The following is a 24,009-nucleotide window of genomic DNA, read 5'->3' on the forward strand; positions in this document are numbered from 1 at the left end:
TTGCCTTCTATCCAAAGCTGGCTGTCCGGCGAAAACGGCCCGCCGGTCAACCCCGCGGCACGCAGGGTCGACGCCAACACTCCATCCGCCGGACTGACCAGACGCAGCGATCCCCCCCGGCGCTCGACACTCGTCCGCGCCGCCAGGATCAATTGAATAAAGCTGAGATCGATTTCGCTCGCTTCGGTGACGTCAATCACCACGCTTCGGCTCTGCCCGAGCGCAGACAGAAAACTGTCCCGAAGTTCCTCCGCCCGAGGCAGGGTCAACTCGCCCGAACACGCTATGGTCACCGTGTCTTCATCCAGACTCATCGGCTTCCCCCCTTGCGTGTCATACAGATCCGGCTTGATCAGCTATATTAGCGAGACGCTAACTAATTGGCCTTGGATGAGTATGACATAATCCCTATAACCTTAGATTCAAGGGGCGCGTTCTGTCAATCGTCGGGTGGTGTCATTCCTTTTAATATTCGTGATAAATTGTGTCTTTGTGATAGGCGCGCCGTCTGATCGCAAAGGGGTGGCGGGATTTCCCTCCTCTCTGCTCCTCGGTATATTGACGATCAATCAGGGTGAAGTCTTGCGATGATTCGTTGAATAAGATGTATTCCCTTCCGGGATCCGCGGTATACCCGTACGAATACCTATGCCGCTTTTTCAATCTTGAGGCGTTTTCACCGTGGTGTTGCGTTGGAACAGATCGCTTGACGCCGCCAGATGTTTCCGGCAGCATCGTTACATGGATACTCGCAACGCTTCCGTCCTGCTTCTGCTTAGCTGCCCGGTGTCGTAATTTCGGCGCCGGGTCTGTTTGCGTCTCAGGGTCTTTGTTCGGAACGGTGCCTATCATGTCTCCCTCTCGTAATTTCGGGTCTGCGCGTTTCGTCGTCGTTACGGCGAAGGCCCTGCTGCGACTGCGACTAGCCAGCGGCCGCCGGGCCTGACCCTCGCGTGGCCGCCCGGCGGCCGTGATCGCCGCTACGCTTTTCACCCGTGACTTTCGACGACAAACGACAGGAGGACGAGGCCATGATGCCCGTCGCCAAGGAAAAATACCGTCCGTATCCCGCTCTCCGTCCCGCCGCCCGCCGCTGGCCCGACGCCACCATCACCGAACCGCCGATCTGGTGCAGCGTCGATTTGCGCGACGGCAATCAGGCGCTGATCGATCCGATGGGGTCCGACCGCAAGATGCGGATGTGGAAGGCCCTGGTCGCGATGGGATTTAAGGAGATCGAGGTTGGCTTTCCCGCCGCGTCGCAGACCGATTACGACTTCATCCGGGTGCTGGTCGAAGGCGGGCATATCCCCGACGACGTCACTATTCAGGTGTTGGTGCAGTCCCGGCCGGAATTGATCACCCGCACCTTCGAAGCGTTGCGCGGCGCGCCGAACTGCGTCGTCCATCTCTATAACTCGACGTCGGAAGTGCAGCGCCGGGTGGTGTTCGGTCTCGACCGCCAGGGCTGTATTGATCTTGCATTGTCGGGAACCCGGATGATCCGCGACCTGTCGGCGGCCCGGCCCGAGGGCGAGATCACCTTTCAGTATTCGCCGGAAAGCTTCACCGGCACCGAGCCTGATTTCGCGATCGAGATCGTCGAGGCGGTGGCGAAGGAATGGGGGGCCAGCCCGACCCGCCGGATGATCTGTAATCTTCCCGCGACGGTCGAGATGTCGACCCCCAACCAATATGCCGATGTGATCGAATGGTTCTGTGACACCGTGTCGTGTCGCGACTCGCTGATCTTGTCGGTTCATCCCCACAACGATCGCGGCACCGGGGTCGCCGCGGCCGAGTTCGCGATGATGGCCGGGGCCGACCGGGTCGAAGGCACCTTGTTCGGCAATGGCGAGCGCACCGGCAATGTCGATATCATTACCCTGGCGCTCAACATGTTCACCCAGGGCGTCGATCCCAAGCTTGACCTGTCCGATATCGATGCGGTGCGTCGTGTCGCCGAATATTGCACCGGGTTGCCGGTTCATCCGCGTCACCCCTATGCTGGCGATCTCGTTTACACCGCGTTTTCCGGGTCGCATCAGGATGCGATCAAGAAAGGCTTCGCGGCCCGGCGCAAGGGCAACGACCCGGTATGGGAAGTGCCCTACCTCCCGATCGATCCGGCCGATGTCGGGCGCAGCTATGAGGCGGTGATCCGCATCAACAGTCAGTCGGGCAAGGGGGGGATCGCCGCGGTGCTGGAGCGCGATTACGGGCTCGAATTGCCGCGCTCGCTCCAGGTCGAGTTCGCCCGGGTGGTCCAGGCCGTCGCCGACCGCGAGGGGCGCGAACTGACCCCGGCCGAGATCATGGAGACGTTCACCGAGACCTATCTCCGTCCCGGACGGTTGGAATTGGTCGATTACTCGACCGTCGCGGCGGGGAAGGGGCCGTCCCGTGCGATTACCGCCACCTTGCTGAAAGATGGCGAGGAGATGGTGATCCAGGGCGTTGGTGCCGGGCCGGTCGCGGCCTTTGTTCAGGCGCTCGAAAAGGGGTTGGGGCTGACGCTCACCTTGAGCGATTATCATGAGCACGCCATCGGCAGCGGGGCCGACGCCCAGGCCGCCTGTTACGTCGAACTGGCAACCCCGGATGGCATCGGCATCCACGGTGCCGCCCTTGACGGAGGCATTACCATGGCATCGTTGCGGGCCGTGATCAGCGCGATCAACCGGACGTTTGCTGCATGACGGAGGTCGAGACCGTTCGGGCGGCGCTGCACCTGGTGGAGTTGCTGGGTGTGGCGGTGTTCGCGGTCTCCGGGGCGTTGATGGCTGCCGAGAAACGGATGGACCCGTTCGGGTTTGCCGTTCTCGGCACCGTCACCGCCATCGGTGGCGGGACGTTGCGTGATCTGGTGATCGGGGTTCAGCCGGTCTTTTGGGTCGGTCAGCCCGATTACCTGATTGTCAGTGTCCTTGTCTCGGTTGGGATGTTCTGGCTGGCCCGGCTGGTCGGACCGCTTCACCGCGCCTTGCTGTGGTCAGATGCCCTGGGAATGGCCCTGTTCACCGCGACGGGAACACAAAAGGCCCTGGCCAGCGGGGCGCCCGCTGTGGTGGCGGTGGCGATGGGGGTGATGACCGCCGCGTTTGGCGGCATTCTCCGCGACGCTCTGGCCGGCGAAAAGCCGATGATGTTCCATAACGAGGTCTATGCCACCGCCGCCCTGGTCGGGGCATCGGCCCAGGTCGCCTTGTTTTCCTTTGGGGCCAGTTCGGTCGCCTCGGCCTGGTTCGCCTTCCTGCTCACTTTCGCGGTACGGGGCTGCGCGCTGGGCTTTGGCTGGCGGGTCCCAAGCTATGGCGACCTGCCCCGTATCGTGCGGAAAAAGTAACCCGCGTTCCGATCCTGGTGATCGGCGCGGGCCGCTGCCGCTTGCTGGCGTACAGCTTCCCCGATCTTCGTCATCTCGGATCGCGCCCCTTGGTGGGCGGATCGTGCAATTAACAACATAAAATTTATGTAGATACTGGCCGCAATCGCCGTTGCGGTTTTGTAGCGTTCTTTATGCTGGGGAAACGGGTTTCACTATCGAATTTTATCGCCCGTCTGGAGCAGTCTTGGGCTTGAAAAAATAGTCGAATGAATTGGTCTGGGTGCGGGCCTGTGCGGGATGTTCATTCGTTATTTTATTCATTTACACCAGTCAGGAAGATCTGGATGAGCCCAAATGTAGTCGGGACGTTGCGCGGGTCGATGGTTGCGCTCGTGACCCCCTTCAAGGGAGGCCGTATTGACGAAGCGGCTTTCATCTCCTTGTGCGAACGGCAAATCCGTTGTGGCAGCGCGGCTTTGGTGCCATGTGGAACCACGGGCGAGGCTCCGACCCTGACGCATCAGGAACAAAGCCGTCTTATCGAATTGGCGGTTTGGGCGGCGCGGGGACGAGTTCCGGTCATTGCCGGGGCTGGCTCGAACTGTACCCTGACCACGATAGAGATGGTTGCCGAGGCCCACCGCTTGGGAGCCGATGCGGTTTTGTGCATCGTTCCTTATTACAACCGACCCTCACAAGAGGGATTGTTCCGCCATTTCGACGCGGTTCAGGCCCAGTCGCCGCTTCCGGTCATTCTCTATGACGTGCCCAAGCGCACCGGCGTTGCGCTGGAGCTGGAGACAATCGTTCGGCTGTCGGCGCTGCCTCATATCATCGGGATCAAGGATGCGTCGGGCGATTTGGCCCGTGCCGCCCGGATGCGCCATTCCGTGGCTCCGGACTTTCTCAGATTGTGCGGCGACGATCTGTTGGTGCCGTCTTATCTGGCCCTGGGGGCTCAGGGGACGATTTCGGTGGCGGCGAATGTCGTCCCAGCGCTGTGCGCCACTTTGCACCGCGTCTGGCAAGCCCATGACACCCGCGAAGGGCTGCGGATCGCCCGAGAGCTTGATGCCTTGAACAAGGCCCTGTTCGTCGAATCCAATCCCGTTCCGGTCAAATGGGTGTTGTCCCGGCTTGGGCTGATCGCGGGCGACCTGCGTCTGCCCCTGGTGCCGTTAGAGGCCCGGTATCAGCAACAGGTGCTTGCCGCGGTCCGCTCGGTTCTGCCGCAGGAAGCCGAGGCGATGCTGTCGGTCGATCGGTTTCGTGGCTGTGCGGCGGAGTGATTTGATGTCGGTGATTCATCACGACGCTGTGACGATGCAAACGATCCGGACGTGGTGTCCGCGCTGCTGTCACATCACCGACCAGACGGTCGAGAGGATCGCCCACGCGGCGGTTGCGATCCACTGGTGTCATCGCTGCCTGATCCCGCGTGAGGTTCCGGTTGCGACCGTGTCGACGTTAGTGACCGATGGAGAGACAAATGGTGGGGACAGATGTGCTTCGCCGGACCGCAGGTGAGTCTCTTGCCGCTCCGGTCTCGTCGAAAGTCGTCGATATCATTACCCCGCACTGCATTCTGTCGAACCTCGGGGTGGGGTCGAAAAAGGCGGTGTTGTCGTGTCTCGCCCGCCACGCCGCCGAGATCAGTGGCCTGACACAGGATGAGATCTACCGCGCTCTTATCGTGCGCGAGAAGATGGGATCGACCGGCGTCGGGGCCGGGGTGGCCATTCCCCATGCCCGTCTGTCCGGTCTTGATACCCTTGTCGTTATTTTTGCCCGGCTGGCCCGGCCGATAGATTTTGACTCGGTTGATGATCAGCCGGTTGATCTGCTGTTTCTGCTGCTGTCTCCAGAGCGCGAGGTGGCGCTCCATCTCAAGGCTCTCAGTAAAATCTCGCGTTTGCTGCACGATCCGGTTTTGTGCCGGTCGTTGCGTCAGGCGGAAGGCCGGGACGGTCTTGGCGCTGTGTTGGTCGATAAGCTCTCTACCTGATATCCGGTGCCACCTTAATACAGATTTCCGCCAATTATTCTGGTGGAGATCTGTATTAATTTTTATGTTAAATGGTTAGGCTGGCTTGTTTTTATATATATTTTATTTATTTTTGTTGTTGAAGCGTATCGCGGCAAGATCACCCCTTCGGCTAAATTGGTTTTGTCATCGATTGAACAGGGTCTTTCCTCATGTCAGGTAGCCTGCCTCAACAACAGACCTTATCCCCCGATCCAGCCCCGATCAGCCTTACCGAGGATCTGATCGCCGCCACATCGGTCCGTCGCGGCGACAAAGTGGTGGTGATTGGGCGCGGTGCGCTCGATCATTTGCTGGGTCTGGCGCGCTGTGGCTGCAAATCGGCGGCGGCATTTCGCTCTCCATCCGCCTGTCGGGGCGATCAGGACGGAGCCGATGTCGTCTGGTTCACCGGAATCGATGCGATCGACGCGACGATCGAAACGATCATCGATCATCTGGATACGCCCCGTGCCGTCGCCATTGAATTGAGCCATGCGGATGACCTTCGCGGCGGGGCGACCGCAATCGTTGGCCGCTTGCGTGCCAAAGGATTTATCGACCACACCCTTGCGATTACCAACGGCCATCCCTTGGTGGTCGCGTTGCGGCCGTTTTGGCTGCGCCGGGTGATTTGATCGGTTCGGATGGCGGGGGGTATCGGAATCGTTAAAGCGTGATGCAGATTGACCGCATCACGCTTTAACGACGCGAGGTGGGGGGCGGAAGCGGTTCGGACCGAATGCGTTCGGCCGGGGCGGAGCGGGGGGCGGGAGCGGAATAATCGCTGCCGCCGCCGCTGCTGGCGGTTGCATCGGACTGGCGCGGGGCGACGGTGATGGTGACGATCGAGCCCAAGACAGAGCGGCGTTCGATCTGCACCGTGGCGGCGCGGTCACCGCGCAGATAGGTCAGGATGCTGGTCTCGCTGGTGATGCTCATCATCGGCTGCCAGCCGAAATTGGGCATCTGCGTCTGGTAGAAATTGGTCATGTCGTTGGCGGAATTGGTCAGCACCATTACCACCCGTCCGGTCCAGCGGTCGCGGTCGGACAGGATCAGCGAACGGTCCTGATCGATACCGGCCCCACTCGGGAGCGGGATGTCGGTGACCAATTGGGGAGAGGTGGAGGGATCGCCACTGTTGGCTGGTGTCGGACTGCGCGTACACGCCGTCTGCGCCAGCAACGGCAACAGAACGACGAGGGTTGCGGCGAGTCGGACAGTGGGGCGCTTCATCCGCTTAAAGGTACGGGGAAATCGGTTGCCGGGCAAGGGGATAGGCGAAAACGCGCCCCGATAGCATAGCGGGGGCGCTGTTCGCGCAAAGGGCTTTGGGTGGGATCAGCCTTTGCTGGCCAGGATATCGAAAATGGCGGCGTTAGCGGCCGGATCGAAAGTGTAGGAACTGCTCTGCGACGACAAAGCGGCAGGCATCAATCCGGTAACCGGGTTGGTCGCCTGACTGGCGGTCGGGTTGGTCTTGGCCTTAGCGGCGATCCGGGTGACGTAATCGTTGGTGAAGGTGTCGCCCATCTTGATCTGAACCGCGTAATTGAGGTCGGCCTTGGGCGGGACCGTCGAATCGCGGGTGATCTTGAGGATATAGGTGTCGGCTTTGACAGTCAGATCGCTGGTCAAAAGTGATTGGTAATTCTCGTAAAGCTTGCCGCTCTTACTGTCGCTGTCGGCGATCATCTGGCCGTTCTGATTCATCAGCTGAACGTGGATCGCCTTGTCCGACTGGGTGGTGAAAGCCAGCTTGCCCGCAGTCATCACCTTGAACTTCAAGTCCTGTTCGGTGTCGGACGAGTTCATGTTGCTGACGACGTTGAGGCGGCTGTCGTTGCGTTTGACCCAGCCGATATCGGTCGCGTTCTGGCGCGTTTGCTTTTCCGGATGCTGGATCAGTTTTTGCCATGCCTTGACCCCGCCCGGAGTGCTGGCGAGGAGGGAAGACGATGTGGAAGAGCTGACACTGTCGGCCATGATCGTAACCTCTTCTGAGGGCGTTCCGGCAATCGGGGCGACCGCCACTTCGGGCAGATAAGAGCGAACCGACTACCTTATTACGATACGCCTTGCTGCGTGACAAAACAACAAGGCCCGTTGGAGGACCATCTTTTGCCCTATGCCATTGTTGATTGAAACGGTACCTGCTCACCCGGCTGGGTGGCGGGCGCGGCCTTTGCGGCTCCGGGCGGGGTTTCCATCAGCCCGGCGGCGATGTTGCGATTGATGTTGATGAGGGTCTCAAGCACCTTCGTTTCGCCACTGAAGGCGCGCGGCGCCGAGGAGACGACATAAGAGGCCAGCGCGATCACGTTGTTGCGGATCTGCGGCGGCAGATCGACCTGATTCTTCTCGATTTCGGAATAGAACAGCAGCCACAGACGGTAATTGAGGCTGACCGCGTCGTAGAGCGCCTCGGGTTCTTTCGAGGTCATCGCATCGTTCAAGGCAATCGCGCACCGGGAGAGGGCGCGCGCTTCGACGGCCCGACCGGTCGACATATCCCGCTGGGTCTGATCGTACGCGTTGACTGTCATTTCTGTGTCTCCTCCGCAGCTTCGCCCAACAACTCACGCTCTACATCGACCAAAGCGTGGCAGGCCATCAAAGCGTCGTAATAACGCTCGACCAAGATCAGTTCCCCGATGTCGGTGATGGGGCCGGTGAGAATGGGCCATGCCGCCACCGCCTCTCGTGCGATCTGATGGTACAGGTCGAACAAAATCGGCTTGTCATCGGCAAGATAGATGCTTTGAGTTAAGAAATATAACCGTCGGACCGGAGTCGTGGCGTCCTTTTCGAGCATGATGCGTTTTTCTCGCAGCACGTTCTCGCTGCCGCTGACGATCAGAACGCAGCGGCCGCTGCCGCCGTTCTGGACCTTGGCCTTGCCGATCAGAATGGATTCGCCTTGCGCCAGGTTAATCTTGAGCGACATCGTTTCCTCTGGAGGGGACCGAGCGTGACTGTAAAGCCCCCGCCGCTCTCAAGGCCACCCGGCATGTCGGTCCCGATCCGGACGGACGGAAAAAGAGCGGCGAGACTGATCCGATATCGGACCATGGCCGATTTATAAGCCATATCGACTCTGCCGTCATGCCGCTTTCGCCGCCAATCTCAGCGCTCGCGGAAGGCTTCATGGCGCAGCTTCAACACCGGCTTGACCAGATATTCCAGCACCGTCCGGGTTCCGGTATGGATTTCGACCGTCGCCTGCATTCCGGGGCTGATGATCCGTTTCGCCGTTTCGTCGCCGATATAGCCGCGGTCGGTCTGGACCACCACCCGATAAAACGGCTGGGCATTGGCGGTCTGGGGGATCGTGGTGTCGGGGGCGACCAGGATCACGGCACCGTCCAGCCCGCCATAGGTGGTGTAGTCGTAGGCGCTGATCTTGACGGTGGCGCGCTGGCCGGTCTGGACATAGCCGCGATCCATCGGGCTCAGTTTCGCCTCGATCTGTAACCGCTCGCGCAGGGGGACCAACTCCATGATCGGATCGCCCGGCTTGACCACTCCGCCGATGGTGTTGGCGCGCAGATTTTTGACGATACCATCGATCGGGCTCAGGATCACGGTGCGGCGCTGCTGATCGGTCGCCTGTGACAGCAATTCGGTGGTGCGGGCGACGTTCAATTCGGCTTCGGCCAGTTCGCTTTGAACGGTGCGCTGGAACCGGCTCTGTTCTTCCTCGATGCGGCTGCGAGCCTCTTGCTGGGCGGCCTGGGCGCGCGGGATCGAGGAGCGCACGGTCTCGAGCTGTCCCTTCAACTCCTCGGTCTGGGATTCGATCTGGACATGCTCCATCCGCGAGGCCAGACCCGACTTCATCAGATCGCGCGACATATCGAGCCGCTCCTGCGCCAGCCGCAGGCTGGTGATCAGCGCCCGCTGACGGGATTCATATTCCTGAACCTCCAGCCCCTTTTGCCGCATCTGGTCCTGCATCACCGAGATCGTGGCGCGCAGGGTCTGGCGGCGGGCCTCGAACGAGCGGCGTTCGGAGTCGGCCAGTTGAGGACGGCGGCGCGCCTCGGCCTCGGGGAAGGCGATTGCCTGGCCGTTCTGCTCGGCCTGCAACCGCGCCCGTTGCAGCATATAGCCGTCAAGCCGGACCTGGAGTTCCTCGCGATTGACCGAACTGACCGGGAGATCGATCTGGAGCAGCGGCGTCCCTTCGGCGACTTCGGCCCCTTCGGTGACATGAATCTCGCGGATCGTGCCGCCTTCAAGATGCTGGATCACCTTGACCTTGCCCTCGGGCACCACTTCGCCCTCGGCGATGGCGACCTCGTCGAGCCGGGCCAACGCCGCCCACACCAGAAAGACCAGGATCAGCACCATCGCGATCCGGGCCAGCGGGCGCCAGGTCGGCAGGGGATAGGTCTCGGCCAGCATGTGGAGCCGGCTGCCGGATTCCAGCGGCGGGGCAGGGTGGGCCAGTGGCGGCAGAACCCAGCCGAGTGCGCTTTGGACCAGCCGGGTTGCCCATCCCCATGCTTTTGTCCGTCGCGGATGAGGCGGGGCGGAGAGGGGGGGAGGAGCGGACTCGTTCATACGCCGCCTCCGACGCTGATATGCACCCCGCCCGGCGCGGCGGTCGGACGGGGGCCGAACAGGCGGTTCAAGGTCTCGGCGGCGGGACCGGCGGCGGTGACCGTCCCCTTGTCCAGCACCACGACGTCGCGGCAGACCGGCAACAGCACCGGGCTGTGGGTGACGATCACCACGGTTCGGCTTCGGCCCAGTTCCGCCAGGGTGGCGCGTAACTCTTCCTCGGCTTGACGGTCGAGGCTGGCCGAGGGCTCGTCCAGCAGCAAGACCGGCGGATCGCCGATCAGGGCACGGGCAATCGCGATCCGCTGGCGCTGTCCCGCCGACAGCCGCGATCCGGCCTCGCCGATCGGGGTGGCGTAGCCGTCGGGCAGATCGACGATATAGTGATGAACCCCGGCGGTGCGGGCGGCGGCCAGGATCGCCTCGTCATCGCACCCTGGCGCGCCATAGGCGATGTTGTCGCGGATGGTGGCGTTGAACAGTACGCATTCCTGGGGCACATAGCCGATCCAGCCCGCCAGTTCGGCGCGGGTGAATTGGGCGATGTCAGCTCCGTCGAGCAGAACCCGACCCTCGGCCGGGGGGTAGAGGCCGAGTAGAATTTTCAACAAAGTGGTCTTGCCGCTGCCGTTGCGGCCGAGGATCGCGGTGAGTCCGCCGGGGCGAATCTCCAGCCGCTCGATCCGGGTGGCGGGTGGCAGTTTCGGGTCGTAGGCGAATGAAACCGACTCGAGCGTGATCCGCCCGGTCGGGCGTTCGCGCCGGATTGCGCTGTCGCGCCGTTCCTCGGTCTCGGCAAAGATGTCACCCAGCCGGTCGACCGACTGACGGAAGGCGGAAAAGCTTTTCCACGCGCCCACCAACTGGTTGATCGGGCCGTACAGCCGCCCCGACAGCATGTTGCAGGCGATCAGCGCCCCCATGCTCAGTTGGTGATCGATAATATAGAGGGCGCCAACCGTGGTCAGGCCGACGCTGCCCAGCATCGTCAGGGTCTGGCCCAGATTGACAAAGCCGTCGGCGGCGGCTCCGCGCCGGATCGATTGTTCGATCGCGGCGGCTTGCCGCTCCTCCCACAATGGACGCAGCGCCCCGTCGAGCGCCACCGCCTTGACCGTGGCCCGTCCGGCGATGATCTCGGCAACCAGGGCGTCGCGACCGGCCTGGGCGTTCTTTTCCTGGCCGCTGGCTTCGGACACGCTGCGGCCCGAGGCCCAGGCCAGGATTGCGAAGGCGGCCAGCAGCAGCACGAACACCAGGGCCAGCGGCTGGCCGATGACGAAGATCACCCCGAGAAAGATGAAGACGAAGGGCAGGTCGGTCAGCAGGATCGCGGTCGCGCCCGACACGGTGTTGCGCAGCGTATCGACATCGCGAAACAGAGTCTGCCAGAACGAGGTCGGTCGGCTTTCCAGGGTGCGCAGCGGTAGTCGGGTGATCTTGTCGAACAAGCGGGTGCCGACATCGACATCAATCCGCAATGCCATCGTCTGCAAAATCCGCCCGCGCGAGGTGCGGATGATCCAGTCAAACGCCAGCAGCAGGGCAACGCCAATGGTCAGCCCCGCCAGCGTCGAGAGGCCGTTATGGCCGATCACCCGGTCATAGACCTGCATCACAAAGATCGGCACCGCCAGCGCCATCAGATTGATGAACAGCGAGGCGATCAGCAATTCCCGCATCACCGAGCGCAGCGGGTCGAGAATGGGTTTCAGCCAGTTTTCGTGTTGCTCGGTCATCATGCCGATTTGGCCTTGGCTCCGGGGCGGATGCAAATGGAAAGTGCAGAGGGCCGGGGCGCAGCCGCGGGCGCGATTGTCGCGGGATAGATCGAAATTGCTTCAATTTCTTCATTGTGAGGACTCGACGAAGCCTGCCCGGCAGGCTATCTGTAATCGATGAAAACGTGTATCGCCCTTCGCCATGTCGCCTTCGAGGACCTCGGTTCGTTCGAGCCGTTCCTCCGTGCGGCCGGGTATGACATCACCTATTACGAAGCCGGATATGACGATCTGGCCGGGCTCGATCCGCTGGCCCCGGACCTGCTGGTGGTGCTGGGCGGGCCGATCGGGGCCTATGACGACGGCCTCTATCCGTTTCTGCGCGACGAATTACGGCTGATCGATGCGCGGCTGGCCTCGGGCCGTCCGCTGATCGGCCTCTGTCTTGGCGCGCAATTGATGGCCCGGGCCCTGGGGGCCAGTGTCCATCCCAATCCGGCCGGGCGCGAGATCGGCTGGTCCCCGCTGACCCTGACCGAGGCGGGCAAGGCTTCGCCGCTGGGGGCGCTGGCGGGGATCGATGTGCTGCACTGGCATGGCGATACCTTCGACCTGCCTGCCGGTTCCGAGGCGCTGGCCTCGACCGCAATCACGCCCAATCAAGCGTTCCTGCACGGTCCGGCGGCGCTGGGGCTGCAATTCCATGTCGAGGCGACAGCGCGCGGGCTGGAACGCTGGTTCATCGGTCACGCCGCCGAAATCGGTCATGCCGGTCTGTCGGTGACCGACCTGCGTGCCGCCACCGCCCGTCACGCCGCTGCGCTCGAGCGGCAGGGAACCCGGCTGCTGGCTCACTTCCTCGATCGGCTTCGACCTTTGGCCTAGTCCTGCCTGTTCAGTGTCTTTGAACCATAGTATGATCGGTGAGGATCGGAGGGGCTATAACCTTGGACCAGATGCTCAACGAGGAAGACGTCAAGCGGCTGCTGTCGAACCCGGACGGGGAGACGCGGATCGAGATCGCTGGCAAAATCGCTTCCCAGCATCAAGGTCTCAGCAGCTCGGAACGGAAGATGGCCGAGGACATCTTCCGCCTGATGGTTCGTGATGCCGAGGTCCGGGTGCGCGAGGCCCTGGCCCGCCAACTCAAAGACAATCCGACTGTTCCCCACGATGTCGCCCTGGCGCTCGCCAACGATGTCGATGATGTGTCTCTGCCGATGCTGCAATTCTCCGAGGTGCTGACCGACGAGGATTTGCTTGATATCATTCACAGCCAGAATGCGGCGGAGAAGCAGGTCGCGGTCGCCTCGCGTCAGACCGTGTCGTCCAGCGTCGCCGACGCCTTGGTCGAGACCGGCAACGAACATGCGGTTGCCACCCTGGTTTCGAACGAAGGCGCCGACCTCACCGAAAACACCCTGTCTCATGTCGTTGATCGCTATGGCGAAAGCGAAAGCGTCGGCAAATCGCTGGTCGAGCGCAAATCGCTCCCGGTATCGATTGCCGAACGTCTGCTGACCCAGGTGTCCGAGAATTTGCGCCAGCATCTGATCGCTCGCCGCGATCTGTCACCCGAAGCGGTGGCTGCGGTGATGATCCAGGCGCGTGAATTGGCGGTGTTGGGGCTGTCCAACTCCGAATCCGAGGCCGCGCCGCTGGTCGAACACCTCTATCAGGTCGGGCGGCTGACGCCGTCGATCATTCTGCGCGCCGTCAGCATGGGCGACATGCCCTTCTTCGAAGTGGCGTTGGCCAAGCTGGCCCGGATCAAGGTCGAAAACTGCCGGACCCTGATCCACGATGCCGGTAAACGTGGGTTTGAAGCGCTGTTTGAAAAGGCCGGGCTGCCCCGTCCTTTTTTTGCCGCGATGCGCGCCGCTGTCGATGTTTCCTATGAAATCGAGTATGACGGCGGACCCCATGACCGCGAAAGGTTCTCGCGCCGGATGATCGAGCGGATTTTGACCCAGTATGGCGACCTTGGTGTCGAGTTTGAGAATGACGACCTCGAGTATCTGTTGGCCAAGCTGAATCGTCTCCCCGCCTCCGTGATGGGCCAGTGACACTTCGGTCGCGGCTGACGAGGAACTAAGGGATGGCTACTGCCACTGCGATTCCGCCCAAGAAACCCGATCCCGATGCGCTTAACCGTCGTGAGATCATCACGACCATCAAAGGGCCGGTCACCGAACGTCTGACCAGTTTGATTCCGGCGCTGGCGAGCTTTCCCGATCCCTATGCCTCGGTTCTGGCGACGCCGGAATTGCTTCATGCCTGTATGCAGCTGATCCGGACCCGTCGCGAGCATTTCCAGGATTTTCTGGTCGATGCCTCGGGCGCTCCGGTGACCGAGGATGACCGGCCGCTCCGCTGCGATCGCAGCCTCGACCAGATCATCAGCATGGTGGTGCGGTCCGGCGCCAAGGCCTATGGAATCAAGCGCTTCGTTCCGACCGAAGCCCCGAAGACTCCGGTCAAGACCGAGCCCAAGACCCTGCTGGAAAAGCTGACCTCTCTGGTGTCGGGCAAGTGGGGCGAGGCCGAAATCCCCAAGCCGCAGCCGACCCAGGCCGACCATTTCTATAACGCGATCAAGGATTACCTTGATTACGACTGGCAAGTACCGCTGATCCCCTATTTCGCCGAACTGCCGGTCAAGCTGATCCGCGAATTGGGGCGCGGCCTGACCACTCTGCGCACCCCCGAAGGCATTGCCGCGCTGGCCGATATCGGCCGCCACAGCATGGATCAGGCCAAGCGGATCATGTCCGACGCGATGATGCGCGAGATGCTCGACACCCAGCCGCTGGCGGCGAAGGGGATCGCCTTCCTCGGCAAGGAGCGCTACGACTTCCTGCACGGTGCCGTCTACGAAAAGATGGGCGAAAAGTTCTGGGAGATGTGTGTCGATTGCGACCGGCTGGAAGCGATGGAGGTCCAGAACGCCAAGGATCTCGAGCAGATGGCGACCCATCTTCACATCCTGTCGGCAGACTCGATCAATCAGATCATCCGCTTCCTGCAATTCTCGCAGATTCCGATCTTCCTTGATGTCGGAACCGAGAAATTGGGCGAAGAAAAATTCACCGAAATCTTTGGGACGCCCGGTAACAAGAAGCTGACCAAGATGTTCTGCGAGAAGATCTCGGTCGCCAAGCTTGACCTTGACGATCCCGACGCCGATCTGCGCCGCAAGCTGCCCGATATCTTCACCGCTTATCTGCGTGCCCCGGCAGATTTCGAACGCGGGCTGTGAGGGAATGGGGGGCGGATGCCCCCCGCAGCCGATGATGCGATTCCCTAGGGATGCGTTGTGTCGCGGGCGAGGCGGAACCCCAGATTGATGAAACGGAAATCCTGGGCGAACCACATCCGTTTGGCCGAGCGGAGATGCACCGGGCTGTTGCCCCACGATCCGCCGCGCAGCACGCGGGGACAGGCGGCCCGATCCACCCTGGCCCGGCCATCGGATGGCGCGCCGCGATAGGTCGGCGACCAGCAATCCTCGGTCCATTGCCAGACATTGCCGGACATGTCGTACAGCCCGAACGGATTGGGGGGGAAGGATCCCACCGGCGCAGTCGAGCGGCCGCCCCAGGAACTGCCGCATCCGTCGCAATTGGCTTTCCCCTGTCCGATGTCGTCGCCCCAGGAATAGCGGGTGTCGGTTCCGGCCCGCGCCGCATATTCCCATTCCGCCTCGGTCGGCAAGCGATAGGATTGCCCGGTCTTCTCGTTCAGACGACGGATATAGGTTTGGGCTTCGGCCCAACTGATGCTCTCGACCGGAAAGGACTGGCCGCGAAAATGGCTGGGGTTGGTCCCCATCACCGCCGTCCAGTCCGCCTGAGTCACCGGGTAAATCGCCAGCGCGAACGGCTTGGCAATGGTAACCGGATGGCGCGGCTCCTCGCCGGGCTCGCGGGCCGGATCGGTGGTGGGACTGCCCATCTGGAATCGCCCCGCCGGAATCTCGACCATTTCGGGACAATCGCGGCAATCGCGGAAGACCGGGGCGCTGTCGGCCGATTGGGGGGCGGCGAGAGCGGCAATGAAAAGAAGGGCAAGCGGCAGTGCCGCCGCTGTGGTCAGACGTCGAGGCATGAATCCTCCGGCAAGAAAGGGGCAAATTCCATCCTATCTCCCCTGTCTTGAACCAATGGTGACGCGCGGGTTCATGTCCGGTTAATCTTCGAGACGCGAGAGTACCCGCCGGTCCGACATCTGGGCCGCAACGCCTATTGTCCGCGCGAGGGAGACCCGGGATCATGTCGATGTGTCAATGCGGTTCGGGTCAGTCCTTTGACGGCTGTTGCGGCCCGCTGATTGCGGGCGAGCGGTCGGCCCCCACCGCCGAGGCGTTGATGCGGGCGCGCTATACCGCTTTTATTCGGGGCGATCTCGGGTATCTCGACCGCACCCTGGCTCCGGAAAAGCGGGCCGAATTCGACCGCGACGAGGTCGGCGAGTCCGCCCAGGAGGCGGTCGCGGTCGGACTGGAGGTTCGTGTTGCGACCGGCGGCGGCGAAGCCGACACGGACGGGACGCTGGAGTACATCGCCCGCTTCAAAATGCGGGGACAGCCCCACCTGCATCATGAACTGGCGACGTTCCGGCGTCAGGATGGCGAGTGGGTCTATGTCGATGGCACGGTCAGCCCCAAGACCGCGCCGCGAACGGTGACCAAGGTCGGGCGTAACGAGCCGTGCCCGTGCGGATCAGGGAAGAAGTTCAAAGTCTGCTGCGGCGGCTGAGGCGAGGATGGAGCGCCGGTTCGCCTGTACCGCCTGCGGGAAATGCTGTTACGGCCTGTTGCCGCTGACACTGGACGATGCGCTTGCCCATGCCGGGCGCTTTCCGCTGGGGGTGATGCTGACGCCCGTGCGGCCGGGGCATAAATCGTTCGACCTTACCCTCCGACTGGGCAGCGCGGTCCGCTTGCCCAACCGGCGTCAGATCGCGGTGCGGATCAGCCCGGTATCCTATCTGCCGCCGACACTGGCCTGTCCCGAACTGGCCGCCGACGGGCTGTGCGCCATTCACCGCGACAAACCAGTCCGCTGTCGGACGATGCCGTTCTTTGCCGCCCGGGACGAACGCGATCAGTCGGCGCTGCTGATCCCGCGTTCTGGCTGGGCCTGCGATGTCTCGGCCGCTGCTCCGGTAGTCTATCGCGATGGAGCAATCGTCGCCCGCGACGACTTCGAAACCGAAGCGCGGGCGATGCGCGATCAGGCTCCGATCCTGCGTGCCTATGCCGACACCCTGGTTGCGACGGTGCCGGGGGTGGTGGAGAAACTGACGGCGGCGGCGGCCAAGCCCGTCGGTGGCGAGCTTCTGGTCGGGTTTTCCACTCTGTTGCGACGACTGGATACGGTCGATCGCGCAGAAATCGCTGCGCTCCAGGTCCCGGTGCTGGCCGACGTTGCCGCCCGCACCGGGTCCGATCCTGGATTCGCCGCTTTTACCGGCCAGTACCGCACCTGGGAGCAGGAGATGGCCCGGCTGGCCCGGCGCGGCGGTATAGGGACATAATCGTTTCTTTTGCCGCGATCACTCAACGATCAGCTTGATCGTTTGGTTCTGTCCGCCGCAATCACAGGTGATCTGATAGATCCCGGGGTCCAACGGACCGACGTCGGTTCTCGCTTTTCTCAGATCGCCGGGGAGAGAGGTGCCCCGGGGCGAGATGGTGGTGACCCAGGTCGCAGGCACATCAAGCGAAGGGAGTCCGATCTGCGGGCTGGAGATGCTTGTCGCGGTCGGACCGATCGCCGCTGCGGTCAGGTGAAACGGCGTGTTGGCCGGAACCTTGATCTCGTGAGGGTGCATATGGTCGTCGTTAATAACGACAGAGCGTATCATCCGATCACTGCATCCGGCGACGCCGATAGATGCCACTGCAAAAATTATAGAAGCGATCTTTCTCATGTCGTCATTTGCCTTAAGTCTTATCCCCTGCGAAGGGGGTGCGTTGTTTTCATTAATGAAAAAATAGCATCACCCCTCTGAACCGAAGATGATCCTGTTGTTCATCTTCGGTTCATTCTCGTGAGCTGACAGGAGGGACTCAGGTCCGGGTCTGATGGGTGACCAGCCATTCCCGGATGAGTCCCGCCGAGAACATCCGGTAGAGCACCGGCAGGATCACCAGGGTCAGCAAGGTCGAGGAGACCAAACCGCCCACCACCACGGTTGCCAGAGGTCGTTGCACCTCCGACCCGACGCCGTTCGACATCAACATCGGAATGAGCCCAAGCGCGGCGATAAAGGCCGTCATCAGCACCGGACGGAGGCGAGAGAACGCGCCGTGGGTGATCGAATGGCTGATCGGCATTCCTCCCAGAATGTTCTGGTTGATTGCATTGACCATCACCACGCCGTTCAGGACGGCGACGCCGAACAGGGCGATGAAGCCGATCGACCCCGGCACCGAGAGATATTGTCCACTGAGCAGAAGGGCAAAGATGCCGCCGATCATCGCCAGAGGGACGTTCAGCATGATCAACGCCGCCTGACCGACCGAGTGGAAGGCGAAATAGAGCAGCAGGAAGATCATCGCCAAGGACAGCGGCACGACGATCATCAGCCGCCCCTGAGCCCGTTCCTGGTTCTGGTACTGCCCGCCATAGACGACGGTGTAACCGGGCGGCAGCGTGACCTGGGTTTCGATCGCCTGACGCAATTCGGCGACCAGGCCGCCCATGTCGCGCCCTTCGACGTTGGCCTCGATCACGATGCGGCGCTGAACGTCGTCGCGGCGGATCTGGGGCGGGCCGCTATCGATGACGACTTGGGCGACGTCGCCCAGTTTGACCCAGGCTCCGTTGCCAGCCTGGATCACCAGATCGCGAATGGCTTCCGGGGTGGCGATGAAGCGATGATCGAGGCGCAGATAAATGTCATAGCGCTCGTTGCCGCGAATGATCTGTCCGGCTCCGACCCCGCCGATTGCTTCCGACACCAAGGCCATTACCTGACCGACCGGAATGCCATAGCGGGCGAGGGCCTCGCGGTTCGGGGTAATGGTCAACTGAGCCTCACCCGCGATCTTTTCCATCGCGACGTCGCGGGTGCCGGGGATGCGTTTGACCAGCGACTCGATCTCCTGCCCCTTGGCAGCCAAAACATCAAGGCCAGGTCCGAACAGTTTGATCGCCAATTGGGCTTTGACACCGGACATCAATTCATCGACCCGCGAGGCGATTGGCTGGGAGAACGACAATTGGAGGCGGGCATCACCGACATCGATTTTTCCATCTGCGCCTGAAGCGCCTTGCGGTTGGACGCAGTGGTCCAGTCGGCGACCGGCTTCAAGCCGACGAGAATCTCGATGTTGCTGACCGGCTCGGGATCGCCTCCCAGTTCGGCCCGGCCGATCCGGCTCGACGCGTAGGTCACCTCCGGGAAGGCCTGAAGCCGCGCCTCCAGCTTGGTCGCCACCCCGAGAGCGGTGTCGAGACTGGACGCGGCGGGAAGCGTGACGCGGATGTTAAGGGTACCTTCCTCTAATTCCGGCATGAACTCGGTGCCGATGAGGGGAAGTGTCGCCAGCGACACGACAAAAAATCCCAGCGCGCCCAGCACGACCTTGCGCGGGTGGCGCAACGCGGCGGGAAGAACCTTGCCGTAAAACCGTTCGATCGGCGGAAAGATATAGCTGTCCTTGTGGTGTACCCCGGCCCCCAGCAAGTAAGTCGCCAGCGCCGGGATCACCACCAGGGCGACGAGAAGGGACGCCGCCATGGCCAGAACAATGCTGACCGCCATCGGCTGGAACAGCTTGCCTTCGACTCCTTCCAGGCTGAACAGCGGGGTGAACACCACGATGATGATGATGACGGCAAAGAACACCGGACGGCTGACCTCGCGGGCGGCCTGCTGAATCCGCAACGTGAGTCCGCTGGACCCACCCGGACCTCCCGCCAGCGACGGCGGGCGGGGCTGGGTGATGTGAACGAAGATGTTCTCCATCATCACCACCGAGCCATCGACCATCATGCCGATCGCGATGGTCAGCCCTCCCAACGACATCAGGTTGGCGGAAATGTCGAGATAGGACATCGCCATCAATGCCAGACCCGCCGAGATCGGCACACTGAGCAGGACCAGCAACGCAGCGCGCAGATTCATCAGAAACAGGATCAGAACCACGATCACCAGGACAAAGGTCTCGAGCATCGCCTTGACCACGGTGGCGACGGCCTTGTCCACCAGATCGGACTGGTCATAGATCGGATCGAGCGTCACGCCCGCGGGCAGCGCTTTCTGGATCAGGGGCAGGCGTTCCTTGATGCCGTCGATCGTCGCCTTGGTGTTGGCTCCGACGCGCTTCAGCACAATACCGCTGACCACTTCTCCCATCGGCGTCATCGTCCCGTCGGGCTCGCGCACGGTCATCGTCACCGCGCCCTGGCGGACCTCGCCCCCGAAAAGAACCCGGGCGACATCGCGCACCCGCACGACGACGCCTTTGTCCTCCTTGATCGGCACGTTGGCGATATCGTCGAGCCCCTGATTGCCGCTGCGCATCATGCCGATGCCACGGATCACCAATTGCTCGGCGCCCTGGTCGAGAAACAGCCCTCCGGCATTGCGGTTGCTGGCCTCGATCGCATCGCGGATATCGTCGATCCGCACGCCATAGGACAATAATTTGCTCGGATCGACACGGACCTGATACTGCCGCACTTCGCCACCGAACGAGAGCACCTGGGTCACGCCGTCCACCGGCATCAGCAGAAGCTTGACGACCCAGTCGTTCAGCCCGCGCAGGGCCATCGCGTCGAATTGCTGGGGGTCTTTGGTCCGCAGCACATATTGAAACACCTGACCGATCCCCGAGGTGTTGGGACCGATCTGGGGCAGTCCGGCCCCGCTCGGAATCTGGCTCTTGGCCGTTTGCAGCCGTTCGAACACCATCTGGCGGGCGAAATAGAGGTCGGTTCCCTCCTTGAACACCACCGTCACCACCGACAGGCCGGTTCGGGAAATCGAGCGAACCTCCTCGACGTTCGGGGCGGCGTACATCACCGCCTCGATCGGGTAGGTGATCAGTTGCTCGACTTCCTCGGCGGCCAACCCGTTGGCTTCGGTGTTGACCACGACCTGAACGTTGGTGACGTCCGGGAAGGCGTCGAGATTGAGCTTGGGGAGCAGGATAGCCGCCGCCGCGATCAGGGCGAGCAGGCCAAGAACCACGATCTGGCGATTGACGATGCCAAGGTCGATCAGTCGATTGAGCATGTCTGACGCCTTCTACTGAGCAGAGCCGGTGACGTTTTTGTCGAGTTCCGACTTAAGAAAGAACGCGCCGCTGGTGACGATTCGCGACCCAGCGGTCAGTCCTTCCACCTGGGACTGACCGCTGGCGGTCTGCACCACCCTTACCGGGACCGGAGCCAGTCCGCCGTCCTTATCCTCGACGAACACCACCCAGCCGCCATTGGCATTGCGGATCACGGCATCGGTCGGCACGACGAGTCCGGCCGACGATTCCCCGGGCTCCAGATCGACCTGGACGAACTGCCCGGGATTGAGCGCGCGTGTCGGGTTCTCGGCTTCGAGGCGAACCCCCAACGTTCGGGTCCGCTCATCCAGGGACGGCAGGATCTGTTTGACGACGGCCTTGGTCCGGCCCGACGCAAGCCGGATTGAGGCCGAGGCGCCGGGGACCAGCGTTCCGGCCAGATCGGCATCGACGCGGGCCTCGACCCAAACCGTCGCGGTGTCGGCGACCTCGAACAGCGGCTTGCCCGCCTCGACCATTTCCCCGATCCGAAACGAATCCGAGGTGACGATCCCGGCTTGCGGAGCCGTCAGAGTGAAAATGCCGGGGGTCCGGTTGTGGCCGTCTCTGGCCAGGGCCTCGATCTGTGCCGAGGACAGGCCATAGGTCAAAAGGCGGGCGCGGGCCTGCTGACGTCCGACCTCGGCTTCGATCCAGCGTTTTCCGGCGACGATGTCGCGCCCCAGATCCTGAACCCGCCGCCACTCGCGCTCGGCCAGCACATAACCGGCTTGGGCGTCGGCGACCTCGACACTGAACAGGGTGGCAAGCGGCTGCCCCTGTCGGACCGTCTGCCCCAGAACCGCGTGCCGGTTCTGGATTACGGCGGGAATGCGACTGGAGACGAGACTGGAGCGATAGCGGTTGGGTTGGACTTCGCCCGGAAACGACATCCCGCCGGACAGGGATTTGCGCTCGACCGTCCCGATCACGATCCCCGCGGCGTCCCGCTGCTGGGGCGACAGCACCAACCCTGCCGGAGCCGCTGCCGCCGCAGGGACGACGGGGGCAGCAACGTCTTGCTTCGGCGCGGGAGCAGGATCGCGAGACAGCGCCGCCCCCGCCATGGTCACGGCCGTCCCGATCATGGACACGGCCAACACAGCGGTCATTGCACGGTGGGAAAAATGTTTCATGGTGCAAGTCCCATAAAGGTCTCGAAGCCGTTGGACGCCTTGAGGACAGTGGCGAGAGAGGTCCAGGCCGAGGTCTTGAGCTCGCTCCCCTGCTGGGCAACGCGGGCGGTTTCACGGATCTGGATGAAATAGTCGGTGGCGGTGATTTCCCCGCCCAGCCACATCCGCTCCATCAAGGCGGCCTGCTGCTCGATCGGAGCCATCGCCTGATCCCGCCACATCCGCCAGCCACGATGCGCCTCGACATAGGAGGCGCGGGCCGCCGCCAGTTCCGTGGCGATTTCGCGCCGGGCGGTGGCCTCCGCCGCTTCCGCCGTCACCAGGCCGCGGCCCGAGGCCCGGACTTTGGCCGAGCCGGAATTCAGCACCGGAATCGGCACCGACACGCCGAAGGTGACGAGAGTCGCGTCACCCTCGCTCCCCCCGCCCAGCCGGAAGGTCGGGTCGGGAATTCGCTCTTCCTCCGACAGCCGCAGTTCCGACCGCGCCACCTCGACCCGCGCGCGCAAGCCGCGAAGGATGGGGTGGCGATCCAGGACGCGATCGATATCCTCTCCCACCACGGCGTCTTCGATCGGAAGCTGAGGCGGCAATTGGGCGATCTCGTCGGGAACGCAGGCGCAAAGACCACGGACTTCCTCGCGAGCACGGGCCAGATCGACCCGGGCGTCGGCGCGGAGCCGGGCGGTTTCCGCCAGGGCCAGCCGTGCCAGCGACAAGTCCGCCGCCGAACTGTCACCAGCCTTGCGTTGCCGTTCGGCCAACCTCATGAAACTGGCCATGGCCGCTTCTTGCCGCGCGGCCAGGGCTTCCTTGTCCAGGGCACCCTGATAGCGGGCAAGGCGGGTCAGGGCTTCGGACACCAAGGCCAAACGCGCTTCCGCCTCTCCGGCATTGGCGACGTCAACCCCCTGGGTGCCGATTTCGCTCCGTCGCTGCTGTTTGGCGCCGAAATCGGTGGTCAGGGACACTTCGACGACACGGGTCCACGTCGTCTCTCCGGTGCCGCTGTCCGTCCCCGCTGGGGTTCGTTTGTGCTCGCCGCTGAAACCCAATTCGGGGTTGTAGAGCGGTTGGGCCAAAACCTCGGCTTCGGCCCGCGCCCGTTCGACATCGCTGCGGGCCTGATGCGACCGGGGATGCTCGGCCAGAACCTTCTCCAGATACGGCGTGATCGCCGTGAGGGACGGTTCAACGGCTTGCGCGGTGGTCGGAAAGATTAATTGGCTCGCTGCTGCTCCAGCGGCGCAGATCAACGATAATCGAAAGGATTTCGACGGCGGCCGAATTGTAAGAGTCGGGAGAGGGGATCTGGATTTCATGATGGCTTTCAACTCGGAACGACGATGTGAAGCCCAATGGACAGTGCCTATCCACAGACATCGACGTTTCATTGCCTAACATGAAAGATGTGACCCTGCTCTGAACGCTCCATTCACCTTTCGTTAATGTCGGTGCTTGTGTAGGTGTATAGACGTATTGAATTTCTCAGCGGATATTTATTTTTATTGAATTTGATTATCAAGATGAAAATGAATGATGTGATGGGAAATGCTTGAATATGTGCGGCGGATATAACCGCATATATCAGGGGGGCAGGGACGGGTTTGCTGTTTATGGCCCCGCGTGGGGGGGCACGGGTTCCTTGCATGGTATATAAGGTACCTTATGCAGTTTCGATCCACGCCCCCGCGTGGGGGGCACGCGACACCCATACGCCATGGATGTTCGGCTCTCCGTTTCGATCCACGCCCCCGCGTGGGGGGCGACCGCAGGGGGCATCCACCCCGCAGCCGCCCTACACGTTTCGATCCACGCCCCCGCGTGGGGGGCGACGCGGACGCTTGGGCCTTACATCCCCTCCCAGACAACGTTTCGATCCACGCCCCCGCGTGGGGGGCGACCAGCAACCAGCCACGACGCGACGCCATCGGCATCGT

The 24,009-nt window shown here is 62.4% G+C and carries 22 protein-coding genes and 1 pseudogene; 10 read left to right on the top strand and 13 right to left on the bottom strand.

Going from position 1 to position 24,009, the window contains the following annotated elements; all coding sequences use genetic code 11:
- Positions 1–314: STAS domain-containing protein (locus tag K678_RS18280; protein ID WP_021132983.1), on the bottom strand; the 314-nt coding region annotated here is incomplete at its 3' end.
- Between the two features lie 151 nt (positions 315–465).
- Positions 466–852 carry a hypothetical protein gene (locus K678_RS18755; protein ID WP_155804547.1) on the bottom strand — a complete coding sequence of 129 codons (387 nt, stop codon included), beginning with the start codon at positions 850–852 and terminating at the stop codon, positions 466–468.
- Positions 853–1,031: 179 nt separating this feature from the next.
- Here K678_RS18755 and leuA point away from each other — a divergent pair, with 179 nt between their 5' ends.
- From leuA to K678_RS13320, 5 genes are all read left to right on the top strand, one after another.
- Positions 1,032–2,699 (top strand): 2-isopropylmalate synthase, encoded by a 1,668-nt coding sequence (leuA, locus tag K678_RS13300; RefSeq protein ID WP_021132984.1) that lies wholly within the window; start codon positions 1,032–1,034, stop codon positions 2,697–2,699.
- Positions 2,696–3,346 (top strand): trimeric intracellular cation channel family protein, encoded by a 651-nt coding sequence (locus tag K678_RS13305; RefSeq protein WP_021132985.1) that lies wholly within the window; start codon positions 2,696–2,698, stop codon positions 3,344–3,346. Before leuA ends, K678_RS13305 begins: the two co-directional genes overlap by 4 nt.
- 326 nt (positions 3,347–3,672) lie before the next feature.
- The gene (gene dapA / locus K678_RS13310) at positions 3,673–4,617 is read left to right on the top strand and encodes a 4-hydroxy-tetrahydrodipicolinate synthase (protein ID WP_039853173.1); all 945 of its coding nucleotides are present in this window, start codon (positions 3,673–3,675) and stop codon (positions 4,615–4,617) included.
- 200 nt (positions 4,618–4,817) lie between these two features.
- Complete coding sequence (locus K678_RS13315; RefSeq protein ID WP_021132987.1) at positions 4,818–5,333, top strand: PTS sugar transporter subunit IIA; 516 nt, start codon at positions 4,818–4,820, stop codon at positions 5,331–5,333.
- A 191-nt stretch (positions 5,334–5,524) separates the two neighbouring features.
- Positions 5,525–5,989 carry a hypothetical protein gene (locus tag K678_RS13320; RefSeq protein WP_021132988.1) on the top strand — a complete coding sequence of 155 codons (465 nt, stop codon included), beginning with the start codon at positions 5,525–5,527 and terminating at the stop codon, positions 5,987–5,989.
- 64 nt (positions 5,990–6,053) lie between these two features.
- Here the strand turns inward: K678_RS13320 and K678_RS13325 are convergent, their stop codons facing one another.
- The 6 genes from K678_RS13325 to K678_RS13350 all read right to left on the bottom strand — a co-directional run bounded on the left by K678_RS13325 (position 6,054) and on the right by K678_RS13350 (position 11,662).
- Positions 6,054–6,590, bottom strand: coding sequence for a hypothetical protein (locus tag K678_RS13325; protein ID WP_039853174.1), 537 nt, complete (start codon positions 6,588–6,590; stop codon positions 6,054–6,056).
- A gap of 105 nt (positions 6,591–6,695) precedes the next feature.
- Positions 6,696–7,340, bottom strand: coding sequence for a hypothetical protein (locus tag K678_RS13330; protein ID WP_021132990.1), 645 nt, complete (start codon positions 7,338–7,340; stop codon positions 6,696–6,698).
- A 140-nt stretch (positions 7,341–7,480) separates the two neighbouring features.
- Positions 7,481–7,900, bottom strand: a complete 420-nt coding sequence (locus tag K678_RS13335; protein ID WP_021132991.1) for a flagellar biosynthesis regulatory protein FlaF — start codon at positions 7,898–7,900, stop codon at positions 7,481–7,483.
- Entirely contained in the window at positions 7,897–8,301 is a 405-nt protein-coding gene (locus K678_RS17870; RefSeq protein ID WP_021132992.1) for a flagellar FlbT family protein, read from the bottom strand. Before K678_RS17870 ends, K678_RS13335 begins: the two co-directional genes overlap by 4 nt.
- 179 nt (positions 8,302–8,480) lie before the next feature.
- A complete protein-coding gene (locus K678_RS13345; RefSeq protein WP_081673275.1) occupies positions 8,481–9,920 on the bottom strand; it encodes an HlyD family type I secretion periplasmic adaptor subunit in 1,440 nt (479 codons plus the stop codon).
- Positions 9,917–11,662, bottom strand: a complete 1,746-nt coding sequence (locus K678_RS13350; RefSeq protein WP_021132994.1) for a peptidase domain-containing ABC transporter — start codon at positions 11,660–11,662, stop codon at positions 9,917–9,919. Before K678_RS13350 ends, K678_RS13345 begins: the two co-directional genes overlap by 4 nt.
- A 156-nt stretch (positions 11,663–11,818) precedes the next feature.
- On the opposite strand from K678_RS13350, the gene K678_RS13355 reads away from it, so the two are divergent.
- The 3 genes from K678_RS13355 (at position 11,819) to K678_RS13365 (ending at position 14,900) form a co-directional block, all read left to right on the top strand.
- Positions 11,819–12,526: a glutamine amidotransferase gene (locus tag K678_RS13355; RefSeq protein ID WP_021132995.1), complete on the top strand. Its 708-nt coding sequence runs from the start codon at positions 11,819–11,821 to the stop codon at positions 12,524–12,526.
- 62 nt (positions 12,527–12,588) lie between these two features.
- Entirely contained in the window at positions 12,589–13,707 is a 1,119-nt protein-coding gene (spbR, locus tag K678_RS13360) for a SpbR family protein (RefSeq protein ID WP_021132996.1), read from the top strand.
- Positions 13,708–13,739: 32 nt separating this feature from the next.
- Complete coding sequence (locus tag K678_RS13365) at positions 13,740–14,900, top strand: hypothetical protein (RefSeq protein WP_021132997.1); 1,161 nt, start codon at positions 13,740–13,742, stop codon at positions 14,898–14,900.
- Between the two features lie 44 nt (positions 14,901–14,944).
- Here the strand turns inward: K678_RS13365 and K678_RS13370 are convergent, their stop codons facing one another.
- Positions 14,945–15,748 carry a formylglycine-generating enzyme family protein gene (locus tag K678_RS13370; protein ID WP_021132998.1) on the bottom strand — a complete coding sequence of 268 codons (804 nt, stop codon included), beginning with the start codon at positions 15,746–15,748 and terminating at the stop codon, positions 14,945–14,947.
- A gap of 164 nt (positions 15,749–15,912) precedes the next feature.
- Between K678_RS13370 and K678_RS13375 the strand changes: the two genes are divergently transcribed.
- Together K678_RS13375 and K678_RS13380 are read left to right on the top strand one after the other, a co-directional pair.
- Positions 15,913–16,398: a YchJ family protein gene (locus tag K678_RS13375; protein WP_021132999.1), complete on the top strand. Its 486-nt coding sequence runs from the start codon at positions 15,913–15,915 to the stop codon at positions 16,396–16,398.
- A 7-nt stretch (positions 16,399–16,405) separates the two neighbouring features.
- Entirely contained in the window at positions 16,406–17,179 is a 774-nt protein-coding gene (locus K678_RS13380) for a YkgJ family cysteine cluster protein (protein ID WP_021133000.1), read from the top strand.
- A gap of 18 nt (positions 17,180–17,197) precedes the next feature.
- Here the strand turns inward: K678_RS13380 and K678_RS13385 are convergent, their stop codons facing one another.
- From K678_RS13385 to K678_RS13400, 4 genes and pseudogenes are all read right to left on the bottom strand, one after another.
- Positions 17,198–17,509, bottom strand: a complete 312-nt coding sequence (locus K678_RS13385) for a cupredoxin domain-containing protein (protein ID WP_155804548.1) — start codon at positions 17,507–17,509, stop codon at positions 17,198–17,200.
- 205 nt (positions 17,510–17,714) lie between these two features.
- Positions 17,715–20,890, bottom strand: a pseudogene (locus K678_RS19960) (efflux RND transporter permease subunit).
- A gap of 12 nt (positions 20,891–20,902) precedes the next feature.
- Entirely contained in the window at positions 20,903–22,021 is a 1,119-nt protein-coding gene (locus tag K678_RS13395; RefSeq protein ID WP_196802584.1) for an efflux RND transporter periplasmic adaptor subunit, read from the bottom strand.
- Positions 22,022–22,065: 44 nt separating this feature from the next.
- Positions 22,066–23,325 carry a TolC family protein gene (locus K678_RS13400; protein ID WP_021133003.1) on the bottom strand — a complete coding sequence of 420 codons (1,260 nt, stop codon included), beginning with the start codon at positions 23,323–23,325 and terminating at the stop codon, positions 22,066–22,068.
- Between the last annotated feature and the right edge of the window lie 684 nt (positions 23,326–24,009).

Source organism: Magnetospirillum fulvum MGU-K5 (assembly GCF_000442515.1).
GTDB lineage: Bacteria > Pseudomonadota > Alphaproteobacteria > Rhodospirillales > Magnetospirillaceae > Phaeospirillum > Phaeospirillum fulvum_B.